The organism is Euzebyales bacterium (assembly GCA_035461305.1).
GTDB lineage: Bacteria > Actinomycetota > Nitriliruptoria > Euzebyales > JAHELV01 > JAHELV01.
Genome location: DATHVN010000035.1, coordinates 1 through 25,147, shown reverse-complemented (window position 1 = coordinate 25,147; position 25,147 = coordinate 1). Strand labels below are relative to the sequence as shown.

Genomic DNA, 25,147 nt, shown 5'->3' with positions numbered 1-25,147 from the left:
TCGCTGCGTGATACCTGGTTCAACCCTAGCAGCGCTCACCGTGATCGGGGTCGTGTTGATCACCGGTGCGACGCTACGACGACGGCGATCACCGCGAGCTCGACGAGCACGGTCGTCGCACCGATGGTGTCGCCCGTGACACCGCCCAGCCGGCGGCGGTACAACGCCGCCGACGCGTAGACGACCGCGACAGCGACGACGAGCACGGGCAACGCGAGCAGCCCGCTCGCCGCCGCGACCGGCACGACGGTGAGGATCAGCGCGACGAACCGGGCTCCCGGTGCCAGCCGTCCGGCGATCCCGGCGCTCGAACTGTCGGTCAGCGCCGGCAACCGCATGACCAGGATCGGACCGGCAGCGCGGCCCAGGACGTGCGCGCACACCATGGCCACCGCGAAGGTGCGGGTGGTGGCCGGCACGAGCAGGGCGAAACGCAGCGCGTAGAGCGCGATCAGGGCGATGGTGCCGTAGGTGCCCAGGCGGCTGTCGCGCATGATCCGCAGTCGCTCGGCCGGCTCCCAGCCACCCCACAGACCGTCGACGGTATCGGCCAGGCCGTCCTCGTGGAACGCGCCGGTCACCAGGGTCGCGGTGAGGATCCCGACCACCGCGCCCACGATCGGCCCGAGCAGCAGGGCGATGAGCTGATCGGCCGCCACGGCGAGGACGGCCACGACGAGCCCGACCAGTGGGAACAGGGCGCTCGCCCGGGTCAGGTCGCCCTCCTGCACCGCGATCCGTGGCGTGGGCAGCCGTGTCAGGAACCCGAACGCCACGGCGAGCAGACGCAGCGAGTCACGCACGAGGCACCACCGATGGGGGGCACTGACCCTAGACGACAACGGCGGTCCTGACCCGCATCCGGCATCCCGCACTCGAATCCGGCATCCCGCGTGGTGACAGACACACCGGTAGCCGACGCACCTGTTCAGGCGTGTCCCTCACGCACCGCGCGTGTCCCTCACGCACTACACGTGTCCCTCACCGCACCGCACGTGTCCCCGGGGCGAATGGCGTCCCAAGCCATGGACGGGAGGGTTACCAGGAAGTAACCTTACCGGTGGGTAACCGGAGTCCGGAGGGTGAGGTCGTGACGCATTACCGGAGCAACCTGCGGGACATCGAGTTCAACCTGTTCGAGGTCCTGCGCATCCAGGACCGCCTGGGACACGGCCCCTACGCCCAACTCGACGAGGAGACGGCGCGCGAGATCCTGCGTGAGGTCGAGCGGTTGGCGTCCGGTCCGTTCGCCGCCAGCTTCGTCGAGGGCGACCGCACACCGCTCGTGCTCGACGACGACGGCGACGTGACGCTGCCACCGGGTCTGCGAGCCAGCCTCGACGCGTACTTCGACGGCGAGTGGTACCGGCTGCAACTGCCCGACCACCTGGGCGGGTACGGCGCGACGCCGAGCCTGAACTGGACGGCCACCGCGATGCTCGCCGGCGCCAACGCCTCCGCGCTGCTGTACACGGCCGGCCCGTCCTTCGCAGCCATCGTCGACCCCCTGCTCACCGACGAGCAGCGGGCGCACTGGGTCACACCGTGGGTCGAGCGACGCTGGGGCGGCACGATGGTGCTCACCGAGCCGGAGGCGGGCAGTGACGTCGGTGCGGCCCGGACGACCGCGCGGCGGGCCGACGACGGCACCTGGCACCTGTCGGGGACCAAGCGTTTCATCACCAACGGCGACTTCGACTGGCCTGACAACATCATCCACCTGGTGCTGGCGCGTCCCGTCGATGGGGACGGGACGCCGATCAACGGGCCCGGTACCAGGGGCCTGTCGCTGTTCGTCGTGCCGAAGTGGTGGGTCGAGGCGGACGGCAGCCTCGGTGAGCGCAACGGCGTCCGCGTGGTAGGCCTCGAGGACAAGATGGGCATCAAGGCGTCGGCCACCTGCGAGATGGTGTTCGGCGACCGCGGCGTCCCGGCGCGCGGCGTGCTCGTCGGGGAGCGTCACGATGGCATCGCGCAGATGTTCAAGGTGATCGAGTACGCCCGGATGCTGGTCGGTGTCAAGGCGATCGAGACCCTGTCGACCGGCTACCTCAACGCGCTGCAGTACGCGCGGGAGCGTGTCCAGGGTCCGGACCTGGCACGGGCCGCCGACAAGACCTCGCCACGTGTCGCGATCATGAACCACCCCGACGTCCGTCGCAGCCTGATGACGCAGAAGGCCCACGTCGAGGGCATGCGGGCCCTGGTGCTGTACACCGCCGTGATCCAGGACGACATCGGCCTGCTCGAGCACGAGGTCGCGGCCGGCGCGGGCGATCCGGCCGAGCTCGAACGCCTCCGGCGGCGCAACGACCTGCTGCTGCCGCTCGTCAAGGGCTACGGCTCGGAGAAGTCCTACGAGCTGCTCGCCCAGAGCCTGCAGATCTTCGGTGGCTCCGGCTACACGCGCGACTTCCCGTTGGAGCAGTACATCCGCGACGCCAAGATCGACACCCTCTACGAGGGCACGACGGCGATCCAGGCGTTGGACCTGTTCTTCCGCAAGATCGCTCGCAACCAGGGCGCGACGATCCGCGACCTGCTCGGCGAGGTGCTGCAGTTCGCCAAAGGAGACGCGGGCAACGGTGCGCTGGCCGCCGAGCGCGCGCTGCTCGGCGAGGCGCTCGAGCACGCCGGTGCGATGCTGACGATGCTCGGCGGTCACGTGATGGCGTCGATGACGAGCGCCGACGAGCAGGAGGCAGCCGCCCACATCCACCGCGTCGGTCTGAACACCACTCCCCTGCTGTTCAGCGTTGCCGAGCTGATCATCGCCTGGCTGCTGCTGCGCCACGCCGAGGTCGCCATCGCCGCTCGGGAGGCCGGCGACGACGACCCGTTCTACGAGGGCAAGGTGGCCGCTGCCCGCTGGTTCGCCTCGCAGGTGCTGCCGACCTTCGCCGCCCGCCGCGGCATCCTCGAGCACACCGACCTGGGTGTCATGGAGCTGGACGACCGCGCGTGGTGAGGCCGGCCAGGGCCTGATGTCTCTCGGACCGGCCATCCGCCTGGTCGTCCCGCGGACGCTCGACTCCCAACGCCCAGGGAGCCTACGGCACGGCCACCAGGGCAGCTGCCGCCCGACTGCCGGCCGGGACCGGGAGACAGGCCCTACCCTGGGGGCATGCACGCCACAGGCCGGCGGGCGCGACAGCGCCTGACGATCATTGATGTCGACCGTGACCGGTCGGCAGTCGCCCGTGCCGGCGCGGTGCTGCGGACCGGTGGTCTGGTCGCCCTGCCAACCGAGACGGTCTACGGGCTGGGCGCGAACGCCTGGGACCCCGTCGCCGTGCGGCGCATCTTCGCCGCCAAGGGCCGTCCCGCTGACAACCCGCTGATCGTGCACCTCGCCGACGCGTCACAACTCGACAGGGTCGCCGCGACCGTCACTCCGCTGGCACGGTCGCTCGCCGCGCGGTTCTGGCCGGGACCACTGACGATCGTGGTCGACGCCGCCTCCCCCCTTCCATCGGTCACGACGGGCGGCCTGTCGACCGTGGCGGTGCGGGTCCCGGACCACGTCGTCGCGCGTGCCGTGATCGCTGCCGCGGGCGTTCCCGTCGCCGCTCCCAGCGCGAACCGCTCGGGCCGACCGAGCCCCACGACCGCCGACCACGTGGCCGCCGACCTCGAGGACCGACTCGACCTGCTCATCGACGGTGGACCGACGGGCCTGGGCGTCGAATCGACAGTCGTCGACGCGCGTGGCGAGCTGCCCGTCGTCTACCGCGAGGGTGCGCTGACGCGCGAGGAGCTTGGACCCGTGATGCACAACGACGGGCCGGCTGCGCCGTCTCCCGGCGCGCGCTACCGCCACTACGCGCCGGCGTGTGCGGTCGAGATCGTCCAGCCCGATCAGCTGGCGGCCCGCGTCGACGCCGTGACCACCCTAGGGCTGCGCGTGGGCACGGTCGCTCCGTCCGAGGTGCGCTTCGACACCGCCGTGCCCATCGCACGGTACAGCGACGTCGACGAGCTGGCCCGCGACCTGTACCGCGCCCTGCGCGACGCAGAGGCCGCCCACGTCGACGTCCTGCTGTGCACGGCCGTGCCGGAGACGGGCGTCGGCCGGGCCGTCATGGACAGGCTTCGGCGCGCGGCGGCCGGCTGAGGCCGCAAGGGTTCCGCGCCCCTGGCTACCCGCCGCGGCCGACCACGTCGCGCTCGGCCCACACGGGCTGGCCGACGTACCGGGTCCTCGGTGGCAGCAACCCGAGCACGCGGTACTCGATGCCCGACTCCGCCGCCGCGGTCTCCAGTTCCTCCGGCTCGATCTCACCGGCGACGAAGCGGGGCAGCAGCGACCGGAAGTCGGGCATGAACAACGGGAACGCCACGTCGATCACGATGTCGTCGACGCCGAGCCAGACGTGGTCCACCTCAACGCCGTTGAGCTCGACGCCGCCGCGGTACAGACGTGCGGCAAGGCCGACCCCCGATGCGAGCGCGCCGACCCGCCGTGCGGTCACGCGGGGCCTGACCGGTGAGAACGGCTCCAGCTCGTGGGCGCGGGCCAGGAGGGTGCGCAGCGCATGCCCGCCGGGCTGCGGCAGGTCGCGTGACACGAAGCTGCGGGTCAGCACGGAGCACCTCCCAGCCACCAGGGTACGCGACGAGGACGGCCAACGGTGAAGTTCCAGCCTGACCGCGGTCAATGGTCGGCGGCCGCGTGCAGGGTCGTGAGACGCCGCGCCAGCGACGTCCGGCGCCGCGCGATCCCGCTGCCGGCGCGGCGGGCGGCGGCGGCCAGCAGCTGCGGCGCACCCACCAGCAGCAGCCCGTCGACGGCCCGCGTGACCGCGGTGTAGACCAGCTCGCGCCACAGCATCCGCCCGTGCGTGCCGTCCAGCACGAGGATGACCACCGGCCACTGCCCTCCCTGCGACTTGTGCACCGTCAGGCACCACGCTGGGCGGAGGTCCCGCGCGTCACGCGCACCGAACACCGCGCCCCCGGTGTCGAACACCACCTCGAGCTCGCCCTCGTCGGGGTCGACCATGGCGACCTCGCCCACCTCACCGTTGGCGATGGCCAGCTCCGGGTTGTTGCGGGTCTGGACGACGCGGTCGCCTTCGCAGAAGCCTGCCACGGTCGCCCGGCCGTTGCGCGGGTTGAGCCGGTCGCGCAGCACGTCGTTGAGTCGGTCGACGCCGGCCGGGCCGCCGTACTTCGGTGCCAGGACCTGCACGTCGGCGGGCCCGCAGCCGTAGAACGCGGGGGCGCGGACCGCGACGATCTCGGCGACCCGGTCGGCAATCCCGTCTGTCGCCTGCGGCACCGCGAACACATCGCCGTCGCGCCCGCGCGGTGGCGTCACCACACCACCCTTCAGCTCATGAGCGAGCGTGATGATGCGGCTGCGGGCCGCCTGCCGGTGCACCGTGCGCAGCGCGGTGGCCGCGACCGGTGCAGACGACGACGCGGCGACCTCGAGCAGGTCACGGAGCACGGCGCCGGGACCCACCGGTGGCAGCTGGTCCACGTCCCCCACGAGCACGACATGGCTGCCGTCGGCGATCGCTACGAGCAGCGCCCGCGCGAGCGCCACGTCGGCCATCGACCACTCGTCGGCCACGACGAGGTCGTGGGGTAGGCGGCGCTGCCCGCCGAACGCGAAGGTGAAGCGATCGCTGTCATCCGCGGCGGGACGCGCCTCCAACAGGCGATGGATGGTCGTCGCCCGGTGGCCCGTCAGCTCCTCGAGCCGCTTGGCCGCGCGCCCCGTCGGGGCACACAGCGCGACGGTGCGATCGCCTGCGGTCGCCCACGCGAGGATCGCCGCCACGGTGCGGGTCTTGCCCGTCCCCGGGCCTCCCGTCAGGACGGAGACGGCGTTGCCGAACGCCATGCGCACAGCGGCGCGCTGCTCGGCGGTGAGATCCGCATCGACCGCCGCCACGTCCGCATCGGAGACGTCCTCGGGCAGGTACTCGGCATCGAGCCGCGCCACCGCCGCTGCGATGTCGGCTTCGGCCGCAGCGTCAGCCGGCAGCGCGTGCAGGACGTCGGCCGGATCGTCCGAGGGCGCCCACGCCTCGAGCGCTCCGGCGGTGACGGCCTCCTGGATCGCCGTCGCGGCGGTCGCCGGGTCGGTGCCGAGCATCCGCGCGGTGCCCTCGAGCAGGTCGTCCGTGCCGATCGCGACGTCTCCGTCCCGTGCGCGGCGGGTCCGCACCACCCAGGTCGCCGCGGCGACGTGACGCACCGGGTCGTCCGCCTGGACGCCCTGCGCGCCGGCCAGGCGCTCGACGGCGTTCCACCCGACCCCGGGAGCGTCGAGAAGCACGTAGGGGTCGCGGTCGAGCACCGCCGGCGCATCCTCGCCGAAGGCCGTCACGAGCCAGCGGGCAGGACCGGCTGGGATGCCCGCCGCCCCGAGCCGGGCGACGACCGATCCAAGGAGGCCGGCCTGACACCAGCCGGCGACGATGACATCCCGAAGCCGGTCGGTGATGCCCGGCACCTCGGTCAGCGCGTCCGGGTCCTTCTCGACCACGTCGGCGACGCCGAGTCCGAACGCGGACACGACGGCCGCGGCGAGACGCGCGCCGATGCCCGGGAAGTGCTCGCCCGCCAGGAACGCCTCGAGGCCGGAGACGGTGACCGGCGTGCTCGGGGCGAACCAGTCCGCCGCGAACGTCTCCCCGTGGGTCGGGTGGGTCGTCCACCGCCCGTGGAGCGCGACGGGCTGGCCCTGCGTGAGGCGCGCGAGCGGACCGGTCGCACGTGCGGCTCGGCGGTCCGTGTCCTGCAGGTTGGCGACCTCGACCACACCGAAGCCCGTGCGGTCGTCGGTGTACAGGACGAACGACACCTCGCCGACGAGGATGTCCCCGTCGGCGGGGGCCGTGGGCGTCACCGTGGCCTAGCGGTTGGCGGAGCCGAGCTCCAAGTCGACGTCACGGACGCCCTCCACGCTGCCGACGACGTCACGGATGGCGCCCTCGTCGGCGTCGCCGGGCACCGCTCCCCGCACGACGACGGTGCCGTCGACCACGTTGATGTTCAACGACGGCAGGTCCGCGGTGCGCGGGTCCTCACCGAGGCGTGTGCGTACCTTGTCGGCGAGCTGCGGATCGCCCGCCGGCGCAAGGGTGCCCTGGTCACCGTCGATCTGCCCGGCCGGGCCGCGCCAGCGCTCCGACTGGCCTCTGCTGACCAGCTGGTCGCGGATCGCCCGGCCCTCCTTCGGCGCGGTCAGGATGCCGATGCCGTAGCCCACTCCGACGCCGAGCAGCGCGAAGAACCAGCCAAGGCCCCTGCGCTTGGACGGCGCGATGCCGAGGGCCTCGCCCCGGCGCCCGGTCGCCAGCCAACTGCCCAGCCCGGCCGCGGCGGCGGTCGCTGTCCTGGTCGCGCTCTCCTTGCGGACCTTGACGGCATCGGCGTCCGCGACACGCTTGCTGACGTCGGCGGCCCTGGCCTGTGCACGGATGTACGCGTCGGTCGACATGACCTTCCTGACCGCCTCGGCGGTCTTCTCATCGAGCCCGAGGTCCTTGATCTGTGTCAGGAGCGCCTGCGCGAGGTCGCGGATGGCGACGGCTGACTCCTGCGCCGCGCGACGCGCCTCGGCGGCCGCCGCTGAGGCCTCGCGCTGGGCCTTCTTCGCCTTCGTCTTCTTCCTCAGCACTGCCATGGTCTGTCTCCATTTCGCGGTGTCGATGGCTGATCGTGGCGTCGGGATCTGTGGAGTCGTGCAGCGGCCGGACGTCGCGAAGGGCGATCCGGTGTGGTCTGCCGACCACGTTGCCCGTCGCCACACCACCAGAAACGCCGACCCGCCCTCCCGCGGCACGCCGGCCCGGTCCACCGGACGGCGATCGTCCACCATCCAGCAGTCGGCGTCCTCAGACGCCGCGGCGGTCCAGGAACTCGCGCACCACCACCGATCCGAGGTCGCGCAGATTAGGATAGAGCAACCTGCCACCGACCTCTCGCACCAGCCGCTCGATGAACCGACCGGCACCCGGATCGTGGTCCAGGAGGAACACGTTGAGGGTGGCCCCGCAGCGGCGCAGGCGCTGGCCCTCCGCCAGCGTCCGTTGCAGGGTGCGGGGCGCCGGCGGCCACGAGAACAAAGGTCGTGATCCCTCGAGGTGTGCCGTCGGCTCACCATCGGTGATCATGATGACCTGGCGCTCCGCGGTCGGGTGCCGGGCGAACTCGCGGCGCGCCAGGGAGAACGCGTGCTCCATGTTCGTGCCGTACACCCGCTCCCACCCGGCGACGAGCAGGTCGCTGGGCTGCAGGCGGCGCGCGAGGTCGCTGAAGCCGATGAGCACGAGCTCGTCGGTCGGGAACCGGCCGGCGATCAGCGCTTCGAGCGCGAGCGCGACCCGCTTGGCCGGCCCCCAGTTACCACGCAGCGGCATCGAGAACGACATGTCGAGCAGCAGCGCGGTGACCACCTTGACGCGCCGCTCCGCTTCGGCGAGCTCGAAGTCGTCGGCGGCGAGGTCGACGCGACGGCCCTGCACGCGCGTGGCGGCCCGTCGGCGCAGCGCATTGCCGATCGAGCGTGTGACGTCCAGTCGGAACGGGTCGCCGAACCGCAGTTGCCGCGTGCTGCCCGACAGCTCGCTGTCACCCCCGACATCGGTCGCGGCGTGACCCCCGGTCGGACCGATGCGGGCGGGCTGGTAGATGCTGGCCAGCGACGCCTCTCCGAGCCTGCGGACGCCACGCGGAGTCAGCTCCAGGGCACCGCGCACGCGCCTGACCGCGCCGGCCTGCTCGAGCGCACGCTCCATCTCGCGCAATGCCCGCACGTCCTGCGCAGCGTCGGCGTCCAGCAGCTCCTCGACCGTCGCGGCGTCGATGTCCTCGAGCCTCGCGCCCGGATACCGCTGGCCCAGCGCCCGTTCGAGGTCCTCCATCCGCGACACACGGTCCATCCAATCGACCGCACCCGACAGCGAGGACGTCTCCTGCCCCGCCTGCGGCACGTCCACCGGGGGCTGGGACCAGCGCAGCTGCGGATACTGCCGCTGCAGCTCGGCACGCAGCCGGTCGGCCTGCGGCGCGAGATCCGTCTCGCCCAGTGCCTCCGCCGCCAGCCGCGCGAGCTGGCCACGTTGCTCGGCGTCGAGGCCCGCGAGCAGCGACGACATCGCGGCCATCCGGCGTGCGAGCTCGTCGAGCAGGTCCTCGAGCCGTTCGGGCGGCCTGCCGTCCGGGCCGAACGACCCGAGCTGGTCGGCGTGGCGGCGGGCGAAGTCGTCGTAGTCGTCGCTGACATCCTCACCGCGGCCGTGACGCTCCGCGAGGTCTGCGAGCTCGTCGAGCATGCGGCGCAGCCGTTCGACGTCCCCCGGGCTCATCGACGTCAGGCCGCTGGCGATCTGGCCGAACGTCGCCTCCGCGACGTCGCGTCGGAACTGCTCGAGCAGGCGAGCGAAGGCGGCGCCCGCCTCGGGGTCGAACCACTCGCTTTCGCGCAGTGCCGCAAGCTGCGCGAACGGATCGTCGGGCAGCGCGTCGAGCTCGTCGCCCCGGGCCTGCGCGATCGGATCGTCGGGGGCCGCCTGCACCGCGGCGCGCTCACGATCGAGGATGGGCCGCAGCGCCTCGGCCAGCTCCTGTGCCGGGCCGTCCAGGTCCATGCGTGCCATCTCGCGCGCGCGTGCCTCGGCGACGCGCCTGCGCAGCTCGTCCAGCCCGCTGCGGCCCTCGAGCCCCGTGCGCGCCAGTCGCGCGAGCGCGGATGCGACGTCCTCCCCCGCCAGCAGATCGTCGGCCAGCTCGTCCAGCACGTCCTGCGCGGACACGCCCGCGCCGAACGGCTCGGCGGTTCCGGTCCAGGCGGAGTAGCGGACGCGCATCGCGGTCACCCGGCCGCGTACCGCACCGTGCCGTGGCCGGTCACGCGATCCAGCCGTCGCGTCAGGTGCAGCCCGTCGAGCACGAACTCGAACGCCGACGCCGCCAACTCGCGCGACTCGGCCCGCACACCCAGGGCGCCGAGGATGGCGGCGAATCCCGGGATCCGGTCGACCTGGGCGAGCAGCTCCACGGCCGGCATGACGTCGCTGTTCTCGATGACCGCGCCCTCGTCGAAGACCGACAGCAGGCCGCTCACGTCGACGCCGACCATGCGCGACCGGAAGACCTCCAGCTGCGAACGCTGCAACAGCCGCGTGAGGATCTCGGCCTCGCGGCCCTCCTCGAATGTCTCGAACTCGATCTTGCCGAGTCCGGCCGCGAGCACCTGCGCAAGGTCAACCGGGCGCGCCACCGCGCGCTCCTCGCCGGTGCGCAGCGCCCGGCGGAGCGCGGCGCCGACCAGCGTCTCGTAGTTGGCGACCGAGAAGCGCACGCTGACGCCCGAGCGCTGATCGACCTCGGACGCGGTGCGCAGCGCACGGGTGAACGCCGCGAGCACCTCGGTGAGGAATGTCGGGACCTCGACCGTCCAGGCCAGCGTGTCGACCGTCGCCTCGGCGTGCATCACGGTGATCTCGTCGTCGACGGTGCGCGGGTAGTGGGTGCGGATCTCGCTGCCGAAGCGATCCTTGAGCGGCGTTACGATCCGGCCCCTGTTCGTGTAGTCCTCCGGGTTCGCCGACGCCAGCACCAGCAGGTCCAGCGGCAGGCGCAGGCTGTAGCCGCGCACCTGCACGTCGCGCTCCTCAAGCACGTTGAGCATGGCGACCTGGATGCGCTCGGCGAGGTCCGGCAGCTCGTTGATCGCCACGATGCCGCGGTTGTGCCGTGGCACGAGGCCGTAGTGGACGGTCAGCTCATCGGCCAGGTACCTGCCCTCGGCGACCTTGATCGGGTCCACGTCGCCGATCAGGTCAGCCACAGAGATGTCGGGCGTCGCGAGCTTCTCGGCGTACCGGACGTCCCGGCCGACCCAGGTGATCGGGGTGTCATCTCCCTGCTCGGCCACTAGCGCGCGGGCCGCCGGCGAGAACGGTCGAAAGGGATGGTCGTTGACCTCGCTGCCCGCCACGATCGGCAACTGCTCGTCGAGCAGCTCGACCAGCGAGCGGATGATCCGGCTCTTGGCCTGCCCGCGCTCGCCCAGGAGGATGATGTCGTGCCCGCACAGCAGCGCCGTCTCCAGGGCCGGCAGCACGCTGTCGTCGAACCCAACCAGGCCCTCGACGACCGGGATGCCCTCGGCCAGCCGCCGCGCAGCGTTCTCTGCGACCTCCTGCTTGACCGTCCGGTCCCGGTACCCCGACGCGCGGAGCTCTCCGATCGTACGTGGCCTACCGCTGCCGCTGCTTGAGGCCTGGTCACGTGGCCTACCGCTGCCGCTGCTCGAGGCCTGGTCACGTGGCCTACCGCTGCCGCTGCTTGAGGCCTGGTCACGTGGCCTACCGCTGCCGCTGCTCGAGGCCTTGCCGCCTGCGGTCATGTGTCCCGCCCTGCTTCGATGGCGCGCGTGCCACCTGTGTAGCCGCGCGCGCCGGGTCGCGCAGCGGGTCCGTGATCCCCGCTGGCCGGCGGTGCACAATGCAGCGCTGTCCCGCTGCGGCACACCGCGACGCTCCCTGATGCGTCGAAGAGTGTGCGACGCCCGATGTGAGGGGGCCGACGCCCACATGGTCACGACCGACGATCACGAGGTCGGCCTGTGCGTCGAGGTCGCGGTCGACGACGGATCGTGGGTCGAACGCCTGCCACCGGCTCCGGGCACCGGATCCGTGTCGGTGTCGTTCGACGACGTCGAGCTGGCGGCGCGGGACCGCACCGCCGTGACCGATCTCGGCTACGTGGTCGTCGGCACGGCCGGCGTGCGCCACACCGACGAGGTCGCGCACCTGCTCGTGTCACAGGCCCTGGTCGAACAGCACACGCGCTGGTGGCGAGCGCTGCTCGACCTGGCCACCCGCGTCTACGACCTGCGGTTCGGTCCGGTCCAGTTCGCGCTCGCCGACGTCCTGCGACTGCACGCCGACCAGGCGCCTGGCACGACGTCCGTCACGCCTCCACGGCCCCCCGCTCCAAGCCGACGGCCTCCCACCTCTTGACCAGCCGGACCGTCGTGGTGTCCTCTTCACGGACGAACTCGAGGTCGTCCATCAGCGCCTGCAGCAATGGCAGGCCACGCCCGTCCTCGGCGGCGGCGACCTCGTCGAGCGGGGCGGCGTCCTCGGCCAGCGCCTCGGCGTCGAAGCCGGGACCCAGATCGCACACCTCGATGGAGCACTGATGCGCGTCGACGCTGAGCTGCACGCCGTACTCGTTGGTGCCTTCGGCGTGTCGGATGACGTTGCCGCACGCCTCGCTGAGCGCGACGGCGACGTCGTCGACCGACTCGTCGGGCACGTTCAGGCCACGCAGCAGCGAGTCCGCCACACGGCGCAGGACGCCCACGTACTGGGCGTCGCGAGGCAGCGTGAGCTGCAGTTCGATCTGGGCCATGCTCGCCTCGTGTCGGCTTGCGGTCGGTCGGTGAACGGCGACCCGGAGCCGGCCATTCCCTCCCGGCTCCGTGCTCCGCGAGTTGTTCCCATGGCGTCCCACGGCAAACCGTGCCGGGCATGAGCGCGTCCGACCTGCGCATCGTGTCGTACAACCTGCTGCACGGCGTCGACATCACGGCCCATGGCGTCGTGAACCTGGCCGCGGCGGCCGCTGTCCTGGCAGACCTGGACGCCGACATCATCGCCCTGCAGGAGGCCGACCGCGGGCAGGAGCGGACCGGCGGCGCCGACCAGGTCGCCGAGCTGGCCGACGCCCTCGGCATGGCGGGCGTGTTCAGCCCTGCCCTGCTCGGTGATCCGGGCACGTCCTGGCGTCCCGCCACGTTCGACGACGGGGGTGCGGCGTACGGCGTCGGCCTGCTCGTGAGCGGTGACCTGACAGGCGTCCGGCACGTCCGGCTGCCGGGTGGCGGCGCGGGCTCCCGCCGCCCAGGCGCGTCACCACAACGCCCGGGGTGGGACGCCGAACCCAGGGTCGCGCTCGCCGCCACCGCGGCCGTGGGCGGCGAACAGCTCACGGTCGTCGTGACCCACCTGTCGTACCTGCCGGTGCGCGCCGCGCGGCAGCTGCGTGCGGCTGCGAGCATCCCGCACCCCGGCTGCGCACGCATCCTGGTGGGCGATCTGAACCTACCTGCGTGGGCCGTGCGCGCGGTCGTGCCGGGATCAAGGCACGCCGGTGGGGAGGCCACCTATCCGTCCTGGCGTCCACGGCTGCAGATGCACCACGTGCTCGTGGATGGTCCGGTCGACGTTCTGCGCGCCACGGCTCCTGCACTGACGACCAGTGACCACCGTCCATTGGTCGTCGATCTGCGGCACCGCGGTGGGCGCGGGTAGTCCCGGTTTGTGCTGACGGCGGTGGCGGCGGGGGCGTTACCATCCGGCCTTGGCGGCACGGCTGACCGCCGATCCATCGATCGATCACGATGCAAAGGAAGCCGGCATGGCAGCAACTCCCCCTCTGGTCTCACCTGACTGGGTGGCCGAGCGACTGGACGCCGACGACGTCCGCGTCGTCGAGGTCGACGAGGACACAACGCTCTACGAGTCGTCGCACGTCTCCGGCGCGGTCGCGCTGCACTGGCACGACGACCTCCAGGACGGCGTCCGGCGGGCCTTCGTGTCGCAGGACGCGTTCGCCGCACTGATGGACGCCAAGGGCATCGGCAACGACACCCACGTCGTGCTCTACGGAGGCAACAACAACTGGTTCGCCGCGTACGCCTACTGGTACCTCAAGCTGTACGGCCACGAACGGGTCAGCCTGATGGACGGCGGCCGTAAGCGCTGGGAGCTCGAGGACCGCCCAATGACGGCCGATACCAGCGACGTCGCGGCGACGTCGGGCTACACGGCGTCCGCGCCCGACGCGAGCATCCGTGCCATGCGCGACCAGGTGATCAGCGACTACGTGGGCGCGCCCGAAGGCCGGGCCCTGATCGACGTCCGCTCCCCCGCCGAGTTCAGCGGTGATGCGGCCGCGCCACCGCACCTCCCGCAGGAGAACGCGCAGGTCCGTGGGCACATCCCCGGTGCGGCGAACATTCCGTGGTCGACCGCGGTGGAGCCGGAGACGGGTTCGTTCCTCGATGCCGACCGGCTGCGGGAGATCTACGACGACGCGGTCGGCGGGCCCGACACCGACGTCGTCGCCTACTGCCGCATCGGCGAGCGCAGCGCCCACACCTGGTTCGTGTTGCATGAGCTGCTCGGCTACGAGAAGGTGCGCAACTACGACGGCTCGTGGACGGAGTACGGGTCGCTTGTGGACGTCCCGGTCGAGCGCGGCTGACCACACATCGGCGTGCAGGGCGGCGACCGATGCCGGAGACCGTTCACGGCGCAACCTCTGCCGCACGCGAGGTCGGTGGCGTTAGCCTGTTGAGAACATGACCGTCGACTACGAGCCGGCACCCAAGCCGGCGCCGTTGTGGCTGCTGCCCTTGACCATCGCTGTGCTCGCACTGGCGCTGCTGTGGGTGGCCAACCAGTATACGGATCGTGACGTCGGTGGGTTCGGCGGTCCGGCGCAGCCCGAGACGCCGATGCCCGACACCCTGGTCGACGGCAGCACGCCGCCGGAGGTGCCCGAGGCGCTGACGCGGCGGTTCGGCGAGGAGGTCGTGCTGGCCGAACGCCTCGACGAGGTGCCGAACCGCGTCCGCCGGTCGTGTCGCCGTGCGTACGCGAGATCCGACGACCCCGCCAGGAGGCGATTGAGCAAGCTCATTCGCTCCGCCGACGTCGCTGCGGCACACCTGGGCCCAGACGCGTTGACGTACCTGTCGATCGTGGTCGATGACGCCCCACCCGGCTACCCGCGGGAGGTGCAGGTCGCCTGCATCGCGCGGCGGACATCCGAGAGATGGCAGTCGGCACGGCGTCCACAGGTCGACTTCGCGCTCGACGGGCGCCCGGGCGTCACCCTGCCGTCGGCCACCGAGGAGCTCGCGGAGGCTGACCAGACACCGGCTGACCCGGCGACCGGGGCGAGCACGGCACGTCCACCGTCCGACGCACCGGCGTCCGAGGCTTCCGCAACCCGGACCATCGAGCACCCCGCCGTCCGGACACGCCTGGTGCAGGTCCCCGTGGGCGCGCAGTGGGCCCTGCAACCCCGCGGCGGCTGGTGGCTCGCCTACGACGTCGCAGACACCAGCTGGACACTCGTCACGCTCAACGACGCGGTCTCCGAGCAGGACCCCGTCCGGGTCGTGTTCATCGACGCCACCGGTGATGTGGTCGCCGAGCGAGGGGTCGGCCCCACCCGCCCAGCCTCCCAGGCCGACCACTCGACCGACTACGAGCTGCTGGCGGGAGGCGTCCGCGAGATCCTCGACAGGCTACGCAAGCACCCGATCCGGGTCTGCGAGCCCGGCAACAGCACGTTGTGCGTGTGGCTGAGCCTCAACGAGCTCGACGAGGTGCTCGCGTACGGAGCGTTCGGTCCCAATCCGTTGGACACACCGCCGATGGGCTACGTGGGGTACTGCCCCAAGGCCGGGCAGTTCCAGGGCTCCGTGACCGCCGCGCGCTACCGGACCGACGGCATGTGGGCGGGCGGCCCCGTCAACCGCGGGCTCGACCGCTACACCGTGCGGTTCGAGGCCGACATGGTCGTCATCGACCTGTCCGAGCACGTGACCGGCGAGCCCGCGGAAGGTGAACCGGACGACAAGGCGGTCGAGTGCGAGTTCACCGGCACGAAGCCGCGCGGAAAGCCGTCGAAGAAGTGACCGGCGTGCCGTGTCACTGGTCAGCCGTCGACCCGCTGCACGCCCCAGGGGCTGCCGGCGTGACCCTAATCGCGCCGAGCGCGGCTGCGTGGTCGAGTCCTGTTGGCGACACTGGCGTGCTGGTCCTGCACGGCTTCACCGGCAACCCGACGGCGATGCGTCCGTTGGCCGAGCGCCTGGCCAGTGCCGGACACCGCGTCGAGCTGCCGCGGCTGCCCGGCCACGGGACGACGTGGAAGGACCTGGCGACCACACGGTGGGACGACTGGGCCGCTGAGGCCGCCGCGGCGTTCGACCGCCTGGGCGTGCGACCGCGGGCCATCGTGGGCCTGTCGATGGGTGGTACGCTCGGGCTGCACCTGGCAGAGCAGCGGCCGCGGGACGTGGTCGCGCTGGTGATCATCAACCCGGCGGTCACGTTCCGCCACCCGCTCCGGCCCGCGCTCGGCCTTCTCAAGCGCGTCGTGCCCACGTTCCCCGGTGTCGGCAACGACATCGCACGCGCCGGCGTGGACGAGCACCCCTACCCGCGGGTGCCGCTGGGAGCCGCGGCGTCGCTGTTCGACGCGCAGGACGCGGTCCGTGCCCGCCTCGACCGTGTAACCGCGCCCACGCTCGTGCTGACGTCGCGCACGGACCACACCGTCGACCCGGCCGACAGCGGCATCGTCCTGCGCGGGCTGACCGCTGCGGTCACCGAGCATGTGTGGCTCGAGCGCAGCTTCCACGTCGCCACGCTGGACTACGACGCCGACCTGATCGCCGACCGCACGATCGCCTGGATCGATTCGGCGATGGCCGTTGCGTCGCCCGCCGACACGTGACGCGGCACGGCAGGCACCTGGGCGGACACGGCGCGATAGGTTGAAGGCCGGCGACGGCCACAACTACGTAGTCACGACACCACGATGACGACCGAACACGACCGCTACGAGGACCAGCCGCAGGGCACCCAGATCCTCTGGGGTCGTGTGCTCGTGCTCCTGCTGGCGCTGGCGCTGGCGTTCTGGCTGGGGACGACCTTCGGAGGCGACGGGCCAGCACAGCAGGAGCTCACCGCCCAGCGCAACGAGATCGCCCGCCTCGAGGCGCAGATCGCCACGATGGAGGCGGAGCTCGCCGCGGTGGACGCCGGCGGCATGCCGTCCGAGGACGCCGCGGGTGACGCCGCGTCGGAAGCGGCCGTCGACGCCGACACGACCGCGCAGCGCGACGATGCGAGCGACGCCCCAAGCGAGAACGGACAGCAGCGGCGCGGTGATGCGCAGGAACGCGACCAGCGGTACGTGATCCAGTCGGGCGACAGCCTCGCGTCGATCGCCCAGGAGGTCTACGGCGATCCGACGAGGTGGCGCGAGATCGCACGCGCAAACAACCTCGAGGAGCCGTACGCGCTGACCGTCGGGGCGTCCCTGCGCATCCCGGACGCACCCTGACGGGAGCGGCAGGCGGTATCCTCGACGGGCATCACCGGGCGGGACCCTGGGGCGCCGTCGGACGAGGGTGACGGTGGCGACCAGGGCGACCGACTCCCGGTCCGTCTGCGCACGACCAGTCCAGCGAGGGCCGACATCGCCGTCGGCGTCTGAGGAGGAGCGATGGCTTCGTCCGCCGCTGCAGGGACCGTGACGGCCGCCGACCTCACACAGCGCATCGGCGTCACCAACGAGGCAGCGCTGGCCTACGTCCGCGAGCCCGACCCGCGGCTGAGCCGGCTCTCGGCGCGGGCCCGCGAGGAACTGATCACCGAGGTGCCCGCCGTGACCGCTGGAGCGCTGCTGGGGACCGCTGCGCTCGCGCGCCACTTCGTGGCATCGGCCGCGACGGGCCGATACAGGGACCTGTTCGGCCTGTGGGAGCTGTTCAGCGCCGACCCTGACGCATGCCGCCCCGTGCTCCAGGAACGTCCCGAGGCGCTCGAGCGCGCGCGCACGGCGTTGCGCTCCGCGACGGTGCTCGGTCTGCGGGGCCACGCCGGCCGGGTGGCCGAGGACGTGACGAGGGCGCGGGGCCTGATCTGGCAGTGGCTGCGTGAGACCCTCGACGAGCACCTCGACCTCGTCGCAGTCCGTCCAGCCGTGGCGTCGGCGCTGCTGCTGCGCGACCCGGAGGTGACCCTGGCGCTGCCTGACCATCCGGACGAGGCGTGGCTGCGGGAGGCGGTCGCGGCCCGTGCGGCCGATGGTCGACTCGCACCACCCGTCGACGAGCGGCTGCGCGCCAACGCCCACCGCCTGCCGGCCACCATCGCCAACCTCGAGTTCCTGCGTGAGCAGCTGCCGGCCGCGCTGCCCGGCGTACTGGCGGAGATCGACCTGGACCGACCCGACATCGGCGCCGTCCTGGCCTGGGCACATGACCACGGATGCGCCGACACGCTGTCGGCGCGGATCCGCGAGCGTGTCGAGACGACGGCGAGCGACGACCCGGCCGCGGGGCTCGCGGCATGGTGGCACTGGCGGCAGACCCGCGTCGATCTGCCGCTGCCCGCGGCGGTGGCCGACGCGCCGATCGACCACTTCGACCTGACCCGTCCGGAGACCGCGGCGCTGTTGGCCTCGCGCGCCGCGGACGGTGACGCCCTCGGCCTGGGCGAGCGCCTGGAGGCACTGGCGGCGACCAACCGTCAGCTGGCCGAGAAGGCCTACGAGGCGCTGGTCTGCGGCGGTCTGGACGTGACCCCGCCGGCCGCGCTCAAGGACAATCCGATGGTGCGCGACGGCGCGCGGTGCCCGGCGTGCAACGCCTGGACATGGGTGCGACCCGGCCACGAGCAGCGCTGCCCGCGGCTCGCGGCACAGGCCGACCGGGCCACCGGGTGACCGACACCCGCAGCCGGGTCGGCAGGCCGAGCGACCGTTGGCTGGCCGAGCGTGCGCGCGCACTCGGCGCCACACAGCGCGGCGCGTCAGGCCAGCCCCGCTCATTCGTGATCTCCGCCGACGGTCGCCGCTGCTGCTACCTGCGGGCGAAGGACACGGACGACTCCAGGCTCGCGCTGTGGCTGCTCGACGACGCCGGCGACCCGCGGCTGCTGGTCGACCCAGGCGACCTGGGCGACGAGACCCGCGTCGCCGACGCCGAGCGCGCCCGCCGGGAGCGGACCCGCGAGCGCGCCGCCGGCATCACCAGCTTCAGCGCGACCCCGGGACTCGAGCTCGTCGTCTTCGCCCATGACGGGCGTCTGCACGTGGTCACGACCGCCGACGGCGCGCGGCGCACGCTCACCACCGACGGTCCAGCCGTCGACCCACGGCCCTCGCCGACCGGTACGCACATCGCCTGGGTCACCGATGGAGCGCTGCTCGTCGCTGACGTCGACAGCGGCGCGACACGCGTCATCGCCGCCGACGACAACCCCGACGTGACCTGGGGCCTGCCCGAGTTCATCGCCGCCGAGGAGATGGGACGCCTGCGCGGTTGGTGGTGGGCACCCGACGGCAGCGCCATCGCGGCCTGCCGCGTCGACACCTCGCTCGTCGAGCGTTGGTGGCTGCACGAGCCGGTCACGCCCGGTGCGGTGCCTCGGTCGATGGCGTACCCGGCGGCGGGGCACGCGAACGCCACGGTCGGCCTGTCCGTCGTCGATCTCGACGGTCAGCACGCGCCGGTCGCGTGGGACGCCGGCCGCTGGCCCTACCTCGCGGTCGTCCGCTGGGACGACGGCGCGCCGCTGACGCTCGCCGTGCAGTCACGCGACCAGCGGGAGCTGCAGGTCCTCACCGCACCCGAGGAGGGTGGGGCGGTACAGCCGGTCCGCCTGGTCTCCGGCGACCCGTGGGTCGAGCTCGTGCCCGGCGTGCCGCGCTGGACGCCGGACCGCCGCCTGGTCACGGTCGAGGACGACCCGGACACCGACACGCGCCGCGTGGCTGTCGACGGCGTGGCGTGGTCTCCCGCCAGGCTCCACGTCGACACCGTCCTCGCGGTGGCCGACGACGCCGTGGTCGTCTCGGGCAGTCGCGGCGATCCCACGACCACCGCGCTGTGGCGGGTGCACCGTGACGGCGGTCCCGCCGAGCAGCTGACGCCCGGTGACGGCGTCGACTCCGGTGTGGTGTCCGGCGCCACGATGGTGATCACCGCCCAGCGCCCTGACGTCGCCGAGGTGCGGACCTTCCTGCGACGCGATGGCGAGCCCGATGTCGACGTGCCGCACATGCCGATCGATCTGCCGCTGTCGCCCAGGCCGCAGTTCGCCGAGCTCGGCGAGCGGAAGCTGCGCGCCGTGCTGCTGCTGCCCAGCTGGCACACCGACGGTCCACTGCCGGTGCTTCTGGACCCCTACGGCGGACCGCATGCCCGGCGGGTCCGCCGCATGCACCGCGCATACCTGCCGAGCCAGTGGTTCGCGGAGGCGGGCTTCGCGGTTCTGGTCATCGACGGGCGGGGCGCGCCGGGACGCGGGCTGGCGTGGGAGCACGCCGTGCACGGCGACCTCGCCACGTGCGCCCTGCAGGACCAGCACGACGGGCTGCTCGCGGCGGCCGACCGCTGGCAGCAGCTCGACCTGCGCCGTGTGGCGATCCGCGGATGGTCGTTCGGCGGATATCTGGCCGCGCTGGCCGTGCTGCGGCGGCCGGATGCCTTCCACGTGGCCGTCGCCGGCGCGCCTGTCACGGAATGGCGGCTGTACGACACCCACTACACGGAGCGCTACCTGGGCGATCCCGCCGCGCGGCCGGAGGCCTACGACCGCAGCTCCCTGCTGGCCGATGCAGCGAGGCTGCGCCGCCCGCTGCTGCTGCTGCACGGCATGGCCGACGACAATGTCGTGGTCGCCCACACGCTGCGCCTGTCCCAGGCGCTGTTGGCCGCCGGCCGGCCACACACCGTGCTGCCGCTGTCGACCACGACGCACGTCGCCCGTGACCCTGGCCAGGAGGCCAGCCTGCTCGAGATCCAGCTCAGCTTCATCAGGGACGCGCTCAGCGAGCCGACCGAGCTCCGACCGGCGCAGTAGGGTTCCGCTGTGTATCGAGACGACGAGTGCGCGGTGTGTGGTGCGGCCCTGCCACCCGACCACGTCTACTGCCGTGAGCATGCGGCGGAGGTCGACGACCGGCTCCACCGCGTCGGGGAGCTGCTCGGGCGCGTGCTCGACGACCTGGCCCAGCTCGCGCGACTGCTCGACGAGATCGCGCCCGCCACCTGGGACTGGCTGTCGGATGAGGCCGGCGACGCGGCCGAGTGGCTGCCGCCGCTCGCGCTGCGCCTGCACGTGCACGCCGACCAGCTCGACGTCGACGTCGATAGCGAGCCGGGCCGCGTGCGGCTCGACCTCGAGACCGACCTGCCCGCCTGGTGCGGTGCCACGGTGACGGCGATGGAAGGCGCCTCGCTGCGGCGCGTGGCGCAGGCCTGCATGGAGGCGACTGGTGCCGATGCAGCCTACTGACGCGTCCGCCCGAGTCGGCGACCAGGGTCACCTCGACGCCGTCGTACCGGCGGCGCTGCCGGCGACCCGCTGGGTCCGCGTGGGCCAGCTGCTGCGCTTCGGCCTCGTCGGCGTGCTCGGCACGGCCGTCAACGTGGCCATCCTGCACGTCCTGCACAGCGAGCTCGGCTGGGGGTTCACGCGCTCCTCCGCGATCGCGACGGAGCTCGCGATCGTCCACAACTACATCTGGAACGAGCTGTGGACGTTCCACATCCGCCAGCTCAACCTTGGTCGCCTGATCCGCTACCAGATGTCGTCGCTGCTCGGGGCGGTCGTCACCGTGGTCGTCGCCACCCTGGCCAAGGAGGTCATGGACCCCCGGTTGGCGCAGTTCGTCGGCATCCTGGCCGGCGCCGGTTTCAATTACGTCGTCAACGTCCGCTGGACCTGGGGTCCCAACGCGACCATCGCCCGCTCCACCAACGAGGACGCACTCATGCTCGCCGACCAGATCCAGATCGACCTGCACACCGCCATGAAGGCCCGCGACACGCACGCGATCGCCGCCCTGCGGATGGTTCTGGCCCGCATCAAGGAGACCCGCACCAGCGCCGGCCACGGCGCCGAGGTCACCGACGACGAGGTCCAGACGCTGATCCGCCGCGAGGCGAAGCGTCGCGAGGAGGCTGCTGCGACCTTCACCGACGCCGGCCGCACCGAGCTCGCCGCGACCGAGCAGGCAGAGCTGGAGGTCCTGAAGCGGTACCTGCCGGCAGAGATGTCCGACGACGACCTCGCCGCGATCGTCGACGCGACCATCGCTGAGACCGGCGCCAGCTCCCCCGGCGACCTCGGGCGGGTCATGGGTGCGGTCATGCCGAAGCTCAAGGGACAGGCTGCCGGCGGTCGCGTCAACGCGCTGGTTCGCGAGCGTCTGGCGCCGTAGCCGACGACCGGCGGCCGCTCAGCCCTCTCCGGTGCGTTCGTCGCGTTCCTGCAGGTAGCGCTCGAAGGCAGCCGCAAGCTCGTCACCGGTGACGCTCTCGGCGTGCAGCTCGTCGAAGCCGCCGTCGTCATCGTCGTCCTCGGCGTCCAGGCGCTCCTCGAGCTCGGCGACGTAGCTGGACAGGTCGTCGTCTGCTGCGACGACCTCGGCGATCTCGTCCTGCTGCTTGCGGGCCGCGTCCGACAGCGGCGCCAGGTCGATGTCAACACCGAGCACGCGCTGCAGGACCGAGGCCAGGGAGTGGGCGGCTGCGGCATACGTGGTGCCCGCGAGGTAGTGGGGCACGCCGGCCCAGATGCTCCACGTCTCGAAGCCGCGCTCCATGGCGATGTGCGTCAGGACGCCGGTGATGCCGGTGGGCCCCTCGTAGTCGCTGCGACGGACACCCAGCGTGGCGACCGCCGGCAGGCTCGATCCTCGGCCGCTCAACGGCACCGGCCGGGTGTGAGGCGTGTCGACCTGGAGGGCACCAACGCACATGATGCTGGTGATCCCGAGCGCGTCGGCGTAGCCGAGCACCGCATCGGTGAACGTCCGCCAGCGCAGGTTCGGCTCGGTGCCTGACAGCAGCACGATGTCGCGACCTCCGACCTCGGCGACATGGAACCGGTTGTGCGGCCAGTCCAGCACCCTACCCACACTGGGATCGAGGTGGGTCAGGGGCCGGTTGACCTGGAAGTCGAAGAACTCCTCCGGATCGATCTGCGCCGACGGCTCGGCGTCGACGAGGTGCGAGATCGCGTCGACGGCACCCGTCGCCGCCTCGCCGGCGTCGTTCCATCCGGCGAAGGCGGCGACGAGCACCCCCCGGTGGAGCAGGCGGTCGGCGATCAGCCGTTGGACGGGGTCCTCGTCAGCCATCACTGCTTCAGTACCCGCTCGTAGAAGTCCCGCAACAGCGGCTTGACCACACCGGCCCGCGTCAGCTGCACATCGTGCCCACCGTTCGGGATGACGGCCTCCTCGCTGTTGGGGAAGCTCGCACGCAGGTCGGCGTACTGAGCGGGATCGATCGTGGTGTCGCGGTCGCCGCGCATCAGCAGCACAGGTGCCTCGATGCCGGACAGCGCGTCGACATCGACGTCGATGCGCAGACCCTTCGAGTCGCGCAGGCACACATCGCGCCACGCGTCCTCCCCGCCGAGGGGGGCGTGCAGCTTCGCCAGCGTCTTCGCCCAGAACGGGTAGTCGGCGACCAGCTGATCGGGGTGGAACACCTCACGCCACGCGCGCAGCCCATCGTGCTCACGCACGCTGACGCCGATCAGCACCAGCGACGACACGAGCTCGGGTCGCTGCTCCACCAGCGACAGGGCGGTGTGCCCGCCCATGCTGAACCCGGCGAGGTGCACGGGAGGACCCACCCGCTCGACGTGGTCGATGACGGAGTCGACGAGCAGGTCCGCCGAGAACTCCTCGCCAGCCCCCAGCGGCGTGCTGCCGTGGCCGGGTAGGTCAGGCAGGTGGACGCAGAACAGGTCACTCAGCGCGTCGGCGTGCCTGCCCCAGTGGTACTCGCCGGTGCCGATGCCGCCGTGGAGCATCACCAGGGTTGGAGCGTCATCGCTGCCGCGTTTGGTGACGTGCATGGCGACAGGGTAGACGCCCGCCGACGTGGCGCCGGGTGGTCGACATCCGGGTCAAGGACGCCACGGGACACCGACCCCGGGGGTCCCGATCGACCCGCGGCGCCGCTGGCACATCCGCTCGGACCTCGTCGATGGCGCCACACCGCGCCGCTACGGTTGGTGGGCATCGCCGATCGACCCGCCGGGCGCCGCCCTCACCCACAGGCCCGCCGCCCGCGACACAGATCACCGCTTCCCTCTGCCACCAGGACGATCCGAACCATGAGTCTCTCCGTCGGGATCGTCGGCCTGCCCAACGTCGGCAAGTCGACGCTGTTCAACGCGGTCAGTGCCGCCCGCGCCGAAGCGGCCAACTACCCCTTCGCGACCATCGAACCGAACGTTGGCATCGTCGGCGTGCCCGACGAGCGGCTCGCCGTGGTGGGGCAAATGGCGGGTGCGGCCCGAACGGTGCCGGCTGCCGTCGAGTTCCACGACATCGCCGGGCTCGTCAAGGGCGCGAGCGTCGGTGAGGGCCTCGGCAACCAGTTCCTGTCCCACATCCGTGAAGTCGACGCGATCGTGCAGGTGGTGCGGTGCTTCGACGACCCGGACGTGGTGCACGTCGAAGGGACCGTGGACCCGGCACGCGACATCGAGATCATCGACACCGAGCTGCTCCTCAAGGACCTCGAGACGGTCGAGCGGGCGGCGGACAAGGCCGCGCGCATGGCTAAGTCGGGCGGCGCGGAGGCCAGGCAGCGCGCGACGACGCTGGCGACCCTGCGCGACAGGCTGAGCGCTGCCACGTCCGCGCGTACGGTCACGGCCAGCGACGCGATCGCAGGCGGCATCGCCCGTGAATTGGGGCTGTTGACCGCCAAACCCGTGCTGTATGTCGGCAACGTCGCCGAGGACGACTTGCCCGAGCCGAACTCCGAGGCCATGTCCGCGCTGCGCCGCGCAGCCGCTGAGCGCGGGGCCGAGGCCGTCTTCATGTGCGCCGAGGTCGAGGCGCAGATCGCCGAGCTGGACGCCGACGATCGTGATGTCTTCCTCGACGAACTGGGACTGTCGATCTCGGGACTCGACCGTGTCGTGACAGCCGCCTATCGCCTTCTGGGCCTGATCACCTTCTTCACGGCGAGCCAGAAGGAGGCACGTGCGTGGACCGTGCGCGCCGGAGCCCGCGCCCCCGAGGCCGCCGGGGTCATCCACAGTGACATGCAACGCGGCTTCATCCGCGCGGAGGTCATCAGCTATGCCGACTACGAGGCACTCGGCAGTGAGCAGGCCGCCCGGGATGCCGGGCGGCTGCGTATCGAGGGCAAGGACTACGTGGTCGCGGACGGCGACGTTATGCACATCCGGTTCAACGTCTGAGCGGGCGTACGACACCGACCGCTCCGATTCGCTATGCTGTCGGTCCCACGGGCGATTAGCTCAGGGGGAGAGCGCTTCCTTGACGCGGAAGAGGTCAGAGGTTCAAATCCTCTATCGCCCACCAGCTT

Annotated in this window: 22 protein-coding genes and 1 tRNA gene; 14 read left to right on the top strand and 9 right to left on the bottom strand. The window is 71.9% G+C overall.

Translation table 11 applies throughout. The features are described from left to right. Positions 1-59: 59 nt before the first annotated feature. Positions 60-803: an adenosylcobinamide-GDP ribazoletransferase gene (locus tag VK923_02900; protein HSJ43614.1), complete on the bottom strand. Its 744-nt coding sequence runs from the start codon at positions 801-803 to the stop codon at positions 60-62. A gap of 287 nt (positions 804-1,090) precedes the next feature. On the opposite strand from VK923_02900, the gene VK923_02895 reads away from it, so the two are divergent. Next, a complete protein-coding gene (locus VK923_02895; protein HSJ43613.1) occupies positions 1,091-2,968 on the top strand; it encodes an acyl-CoA dehydrogenase in 1,878 nt (625 codons plus the stop codon). A 156-nt stretch (positions 2,969-3,124) separates the two neighbouring features. Continuing rightward, on the top strand, positions 3,125-4,114 hold the full coding sequence (locus VK923_02890; protein HSJ43612.1) for an L-threonylcarbamoyladenylate synthase: 990 nt from the start codon (positions 3,125-3,127) through the stop codon (positions 4,112-4,114). 25 nt (positions 4,115-4,139) lie between these two features. Here VK923_02890 and VK923_02885 read toward each other — a convergent pair whose 3' ends face one another. The 5 genes from VK923_02885 to VK923_02865 all read right to left on the bottom strand — a co-directional run bounded on the left by VK923_02885 (position 4,140) and on the right by VK923_02865 (position 11,371). Continuing rightward, positions 4,140-4,586: a hypothetical protein gene (locus tag VK923_02885; protein ID HSJ43611.1), complete on the bottom strand. Its 447-nt coding sequence runs from the start codon at positions 4,584-4,586 to the stop codon at positions 4,140-4,142. A 68-nt stretch (positions 4,587-4,654) separates the two neighbouring features. Beyond that, positions 4,655-6,862: an AAA family ATPase gene (locus tag VK923_02880; GenBank protein ID HSJ43610.1), complete on the bottom strand. Its 2,208-nt coding sequence runs from the start codon at positions 6,860-6,862 to the stop codon at positions 4,655-4,657. A gap of 6 nt (positions 6,863-6,868) precedes the next feature. Continuing rightward, positions 6,869-7,642: a BON domain-containing protein gene (locus VK923_02875; protein ID HSJ43609.1), complete on the bottom strand. Its 774-nt coding sequence runs from the start codon at positions 7,640-7,642 to the stop codon at positions 6,869-6,871. Between the two features lie 211 nt (positions 7,643-7,853). Beyond that, entirely contained in the window at positions 7,854-9,836 is a 1,983-nt protein-coding gene (locus VK923_02870) for a hypothetical protein (protein ID HSJ43608.1), read from the bottom strand. Continuing rightward, positions 9,833-11,371, bottom strand: coding sequence for a hypothetical protein (locus VK923_02865; GenBank protein HSJ43607.1), 1,539 nt, complete (start codon positions 11,369-11,371; stop codon positions 9,833-9,835). Before VK923_02865 ends, VK923_02870 begins: the two co-directional genes overlap by 4 nt. Before the next feature lie 187 nt (positions 11,372-11,558). Between VK923_02865 and VK923_02860 the strand changes: the two genes are divergently transcribed. Next, complete coding sequence (locus VK923_02860) at positions 11,559-11,987, top strand: hypothetical protein (GenBank protein HSJ43606.1); 429 nt, start codon at positions 11,559-11,561, stop codon at positions 11,985-11,987. On the opposite strand, the gene VK923_02855 is transcribed toward VK923_02860, so the two are convergent. Continuing rightward, positions 11,938-12,381, bottom strand: a complete 444-nt coding sequence (locus tag VK923_02855) for an ATP-binding protein (protein ID HSJ43605.1) — start codon at positions 12,379-12,381, stop codon at positions 11,938-11,940. The two genes, VK923_02860 and VK923_02855, sit on opposite strands and share 50 nt — an antisense overlap. A gap of 119 nt (positions 12,382-12,500) precedes the next feature. Here VK923_02855 and VK923_02850 point away from each other — a divergent pair, with 119 nt between their 5' ends. The 9 genes from VK923_02850 to VK923_02810 all read left to right on the top strand — a co-directional run bounded on the left by VK923_02850 (position 12,501) and on the right by VK923_02810 (position 22,008). Further along, positions 12,501-13,283, top strand: coding sequence for an endonuclease/exonuclease/phosphatase family protein (locus tag VK923_02850; GenBank protein HSJ43604.1), 783 nt, complete (start codon positions 12,501-12,503; stop codon positions 13,281-13,283). Positions 13,284-13,389: 106 nt separating this feature from the next. Further along, complete coding sequence (locus VK923_02845) at positions 13,390-14,238, top strand: sulfurtransferase (protein ID HSJ43603.1); 849 nt, start codon at positions 13,390-13,392, stop codon at positions 14,236-14,238. A 97-nt stretch (positions 14,239-14,335) separates the two neighbouring features. Then, the gene (locus tag VK923_02840) at positions 14,336-15,682 is read left to right on the top strand and encodes a hypothetical protein (GenBank protein ID HSJ43602.1); all 1,347 of its coding nucleotides are present in this window, start codon (positions 14,336-14,338) and stop codon (positions 15,680-15,682) included. A 116-nt stretch (positions 15,683-15,798) separates the two neighbouring features. Next, complete coding sequence (locus VK923_02835) at positions 15,799-16,506, top strand: alpha/beta fold hydrolase (GenBank protein ID HSJ43601.1); 708 nt, start codon at positions 15,799-15,801, stop codon at positions 16,504-16,506. A gap of 84 nt (positions 16,507-16,590) precedes the next feature. Then, positions 16,591-17,118: a LysM peptidoglycan-binding domain-containing protein gene (locus tag VK923_02830; GenBank protein HSJ43600.1), complete on the top strand. Its 528-nt coding sequence runs from the start codon at positions 16,591-16,593 to the stop codon at positions 17,116-17,118. A 162-nt stretch (positions 17,119-17,280) separates the two neighbouring features. After that, complete coding sequence (locus tag VK923_02825) at positions 17,281-18,504, top strand: hypothetical protein (protein HSJ43599.1); 1,224 nt, start codon at positions 17,281-17,283, stop codon at positions 18,502-18,504. Continuing rightward, on the top strand, positions 18,501-20,645 hold the full coding sequence (locus VK923_02820; GenBank protein HSJ43598.1) for a prolyl oligopeptidase family serine peptidase: 2,145 nt from the start codon (positions 18,501-18,503) through the stop codon (positions 20,643-20,645). The genes VK923_02825 and VK923_02820 overlap by 4 nt, the downstream gene beginning before the upstream one ends. 9 nt (positions 20,646-20,654) lie before the next feature. After that, on the top strand, positions 20,655-21,080 hold the full coding sequence (locus tag VK923_02815; protein HSJ43597.1) for a hypothetical protein: 426 nt from the start codon (positions 20,655-20,657) through the stop codon (positions 21,078-21,080). Beyond that, a complete protein-coding gene (locus tag VK923_02810; GenBank protein ID HSJ43596.1) occupies positions 21,067-22,008 on the top strand; it encodes a GatB/YqeY domain-containing protein in 942 nt (313 codons plus the stop codon). Before VK923_02815 ends, VK923_02810 begins: the two co-directional genes overlap by 14 nt. An 18-nt stretch (positions 22,009-22,026) precedes the next feature. Here VK923_02810 and VK923_02805 read toward each other — a convergent pair whose 3' ends face one another. Together VK923_02805 and VK923_02800 are read right to left on the bottom strand one after the other, a co-directional pair. Next, complete coding sequence (locus VK923_02805; protein HSJ43595.1) at positions 22,027-22,929, bottom strand: PAC2 family protein; 903 nt, start codon at positions 22,927-22,929, stop codon at positions 22,027-22,029. Further along, entirely contained in the window at positions 22,929-23,657 is a 729-nt protein-coding gene (locus tag VK923_02800) for an alpha/beta hydrolase (GenBank protein ID HSJ43594.1), read from the bottom strand. Before VK923_02800 ends, VK923_02805 begins: the two co-directional genes overlap by 1 nt. A gap of 261 nt (positions 23,658-23,918) precedes the next feature. Between VK923_02800 and ychF the strand changes: the two genes are divergently transcribed. Together ychF and VK923_02790 are read left to right on the top strand one after the other, a co-directional pair. Beyond that, the gene (ychF, locus tag VK923_02795; protein ID HSJ43593.1) at positions 23,919-25,019 is read left to right on the top strand and encodes a redox-regulated ATPase YchF; all 1,101 of its coding nucleotides are present in this window, start codon (positions 23,919-23,921) and stop codon (positions 25,017-25,019) included. Between the two features lie 49 nt (positions 25,020-25,068). Next, positions 25,069-25,143 (top strand) — tRNA-Val (locus VK923_02790). Positions 25,144-25,147: the final 4 nt, after the last annotated feature.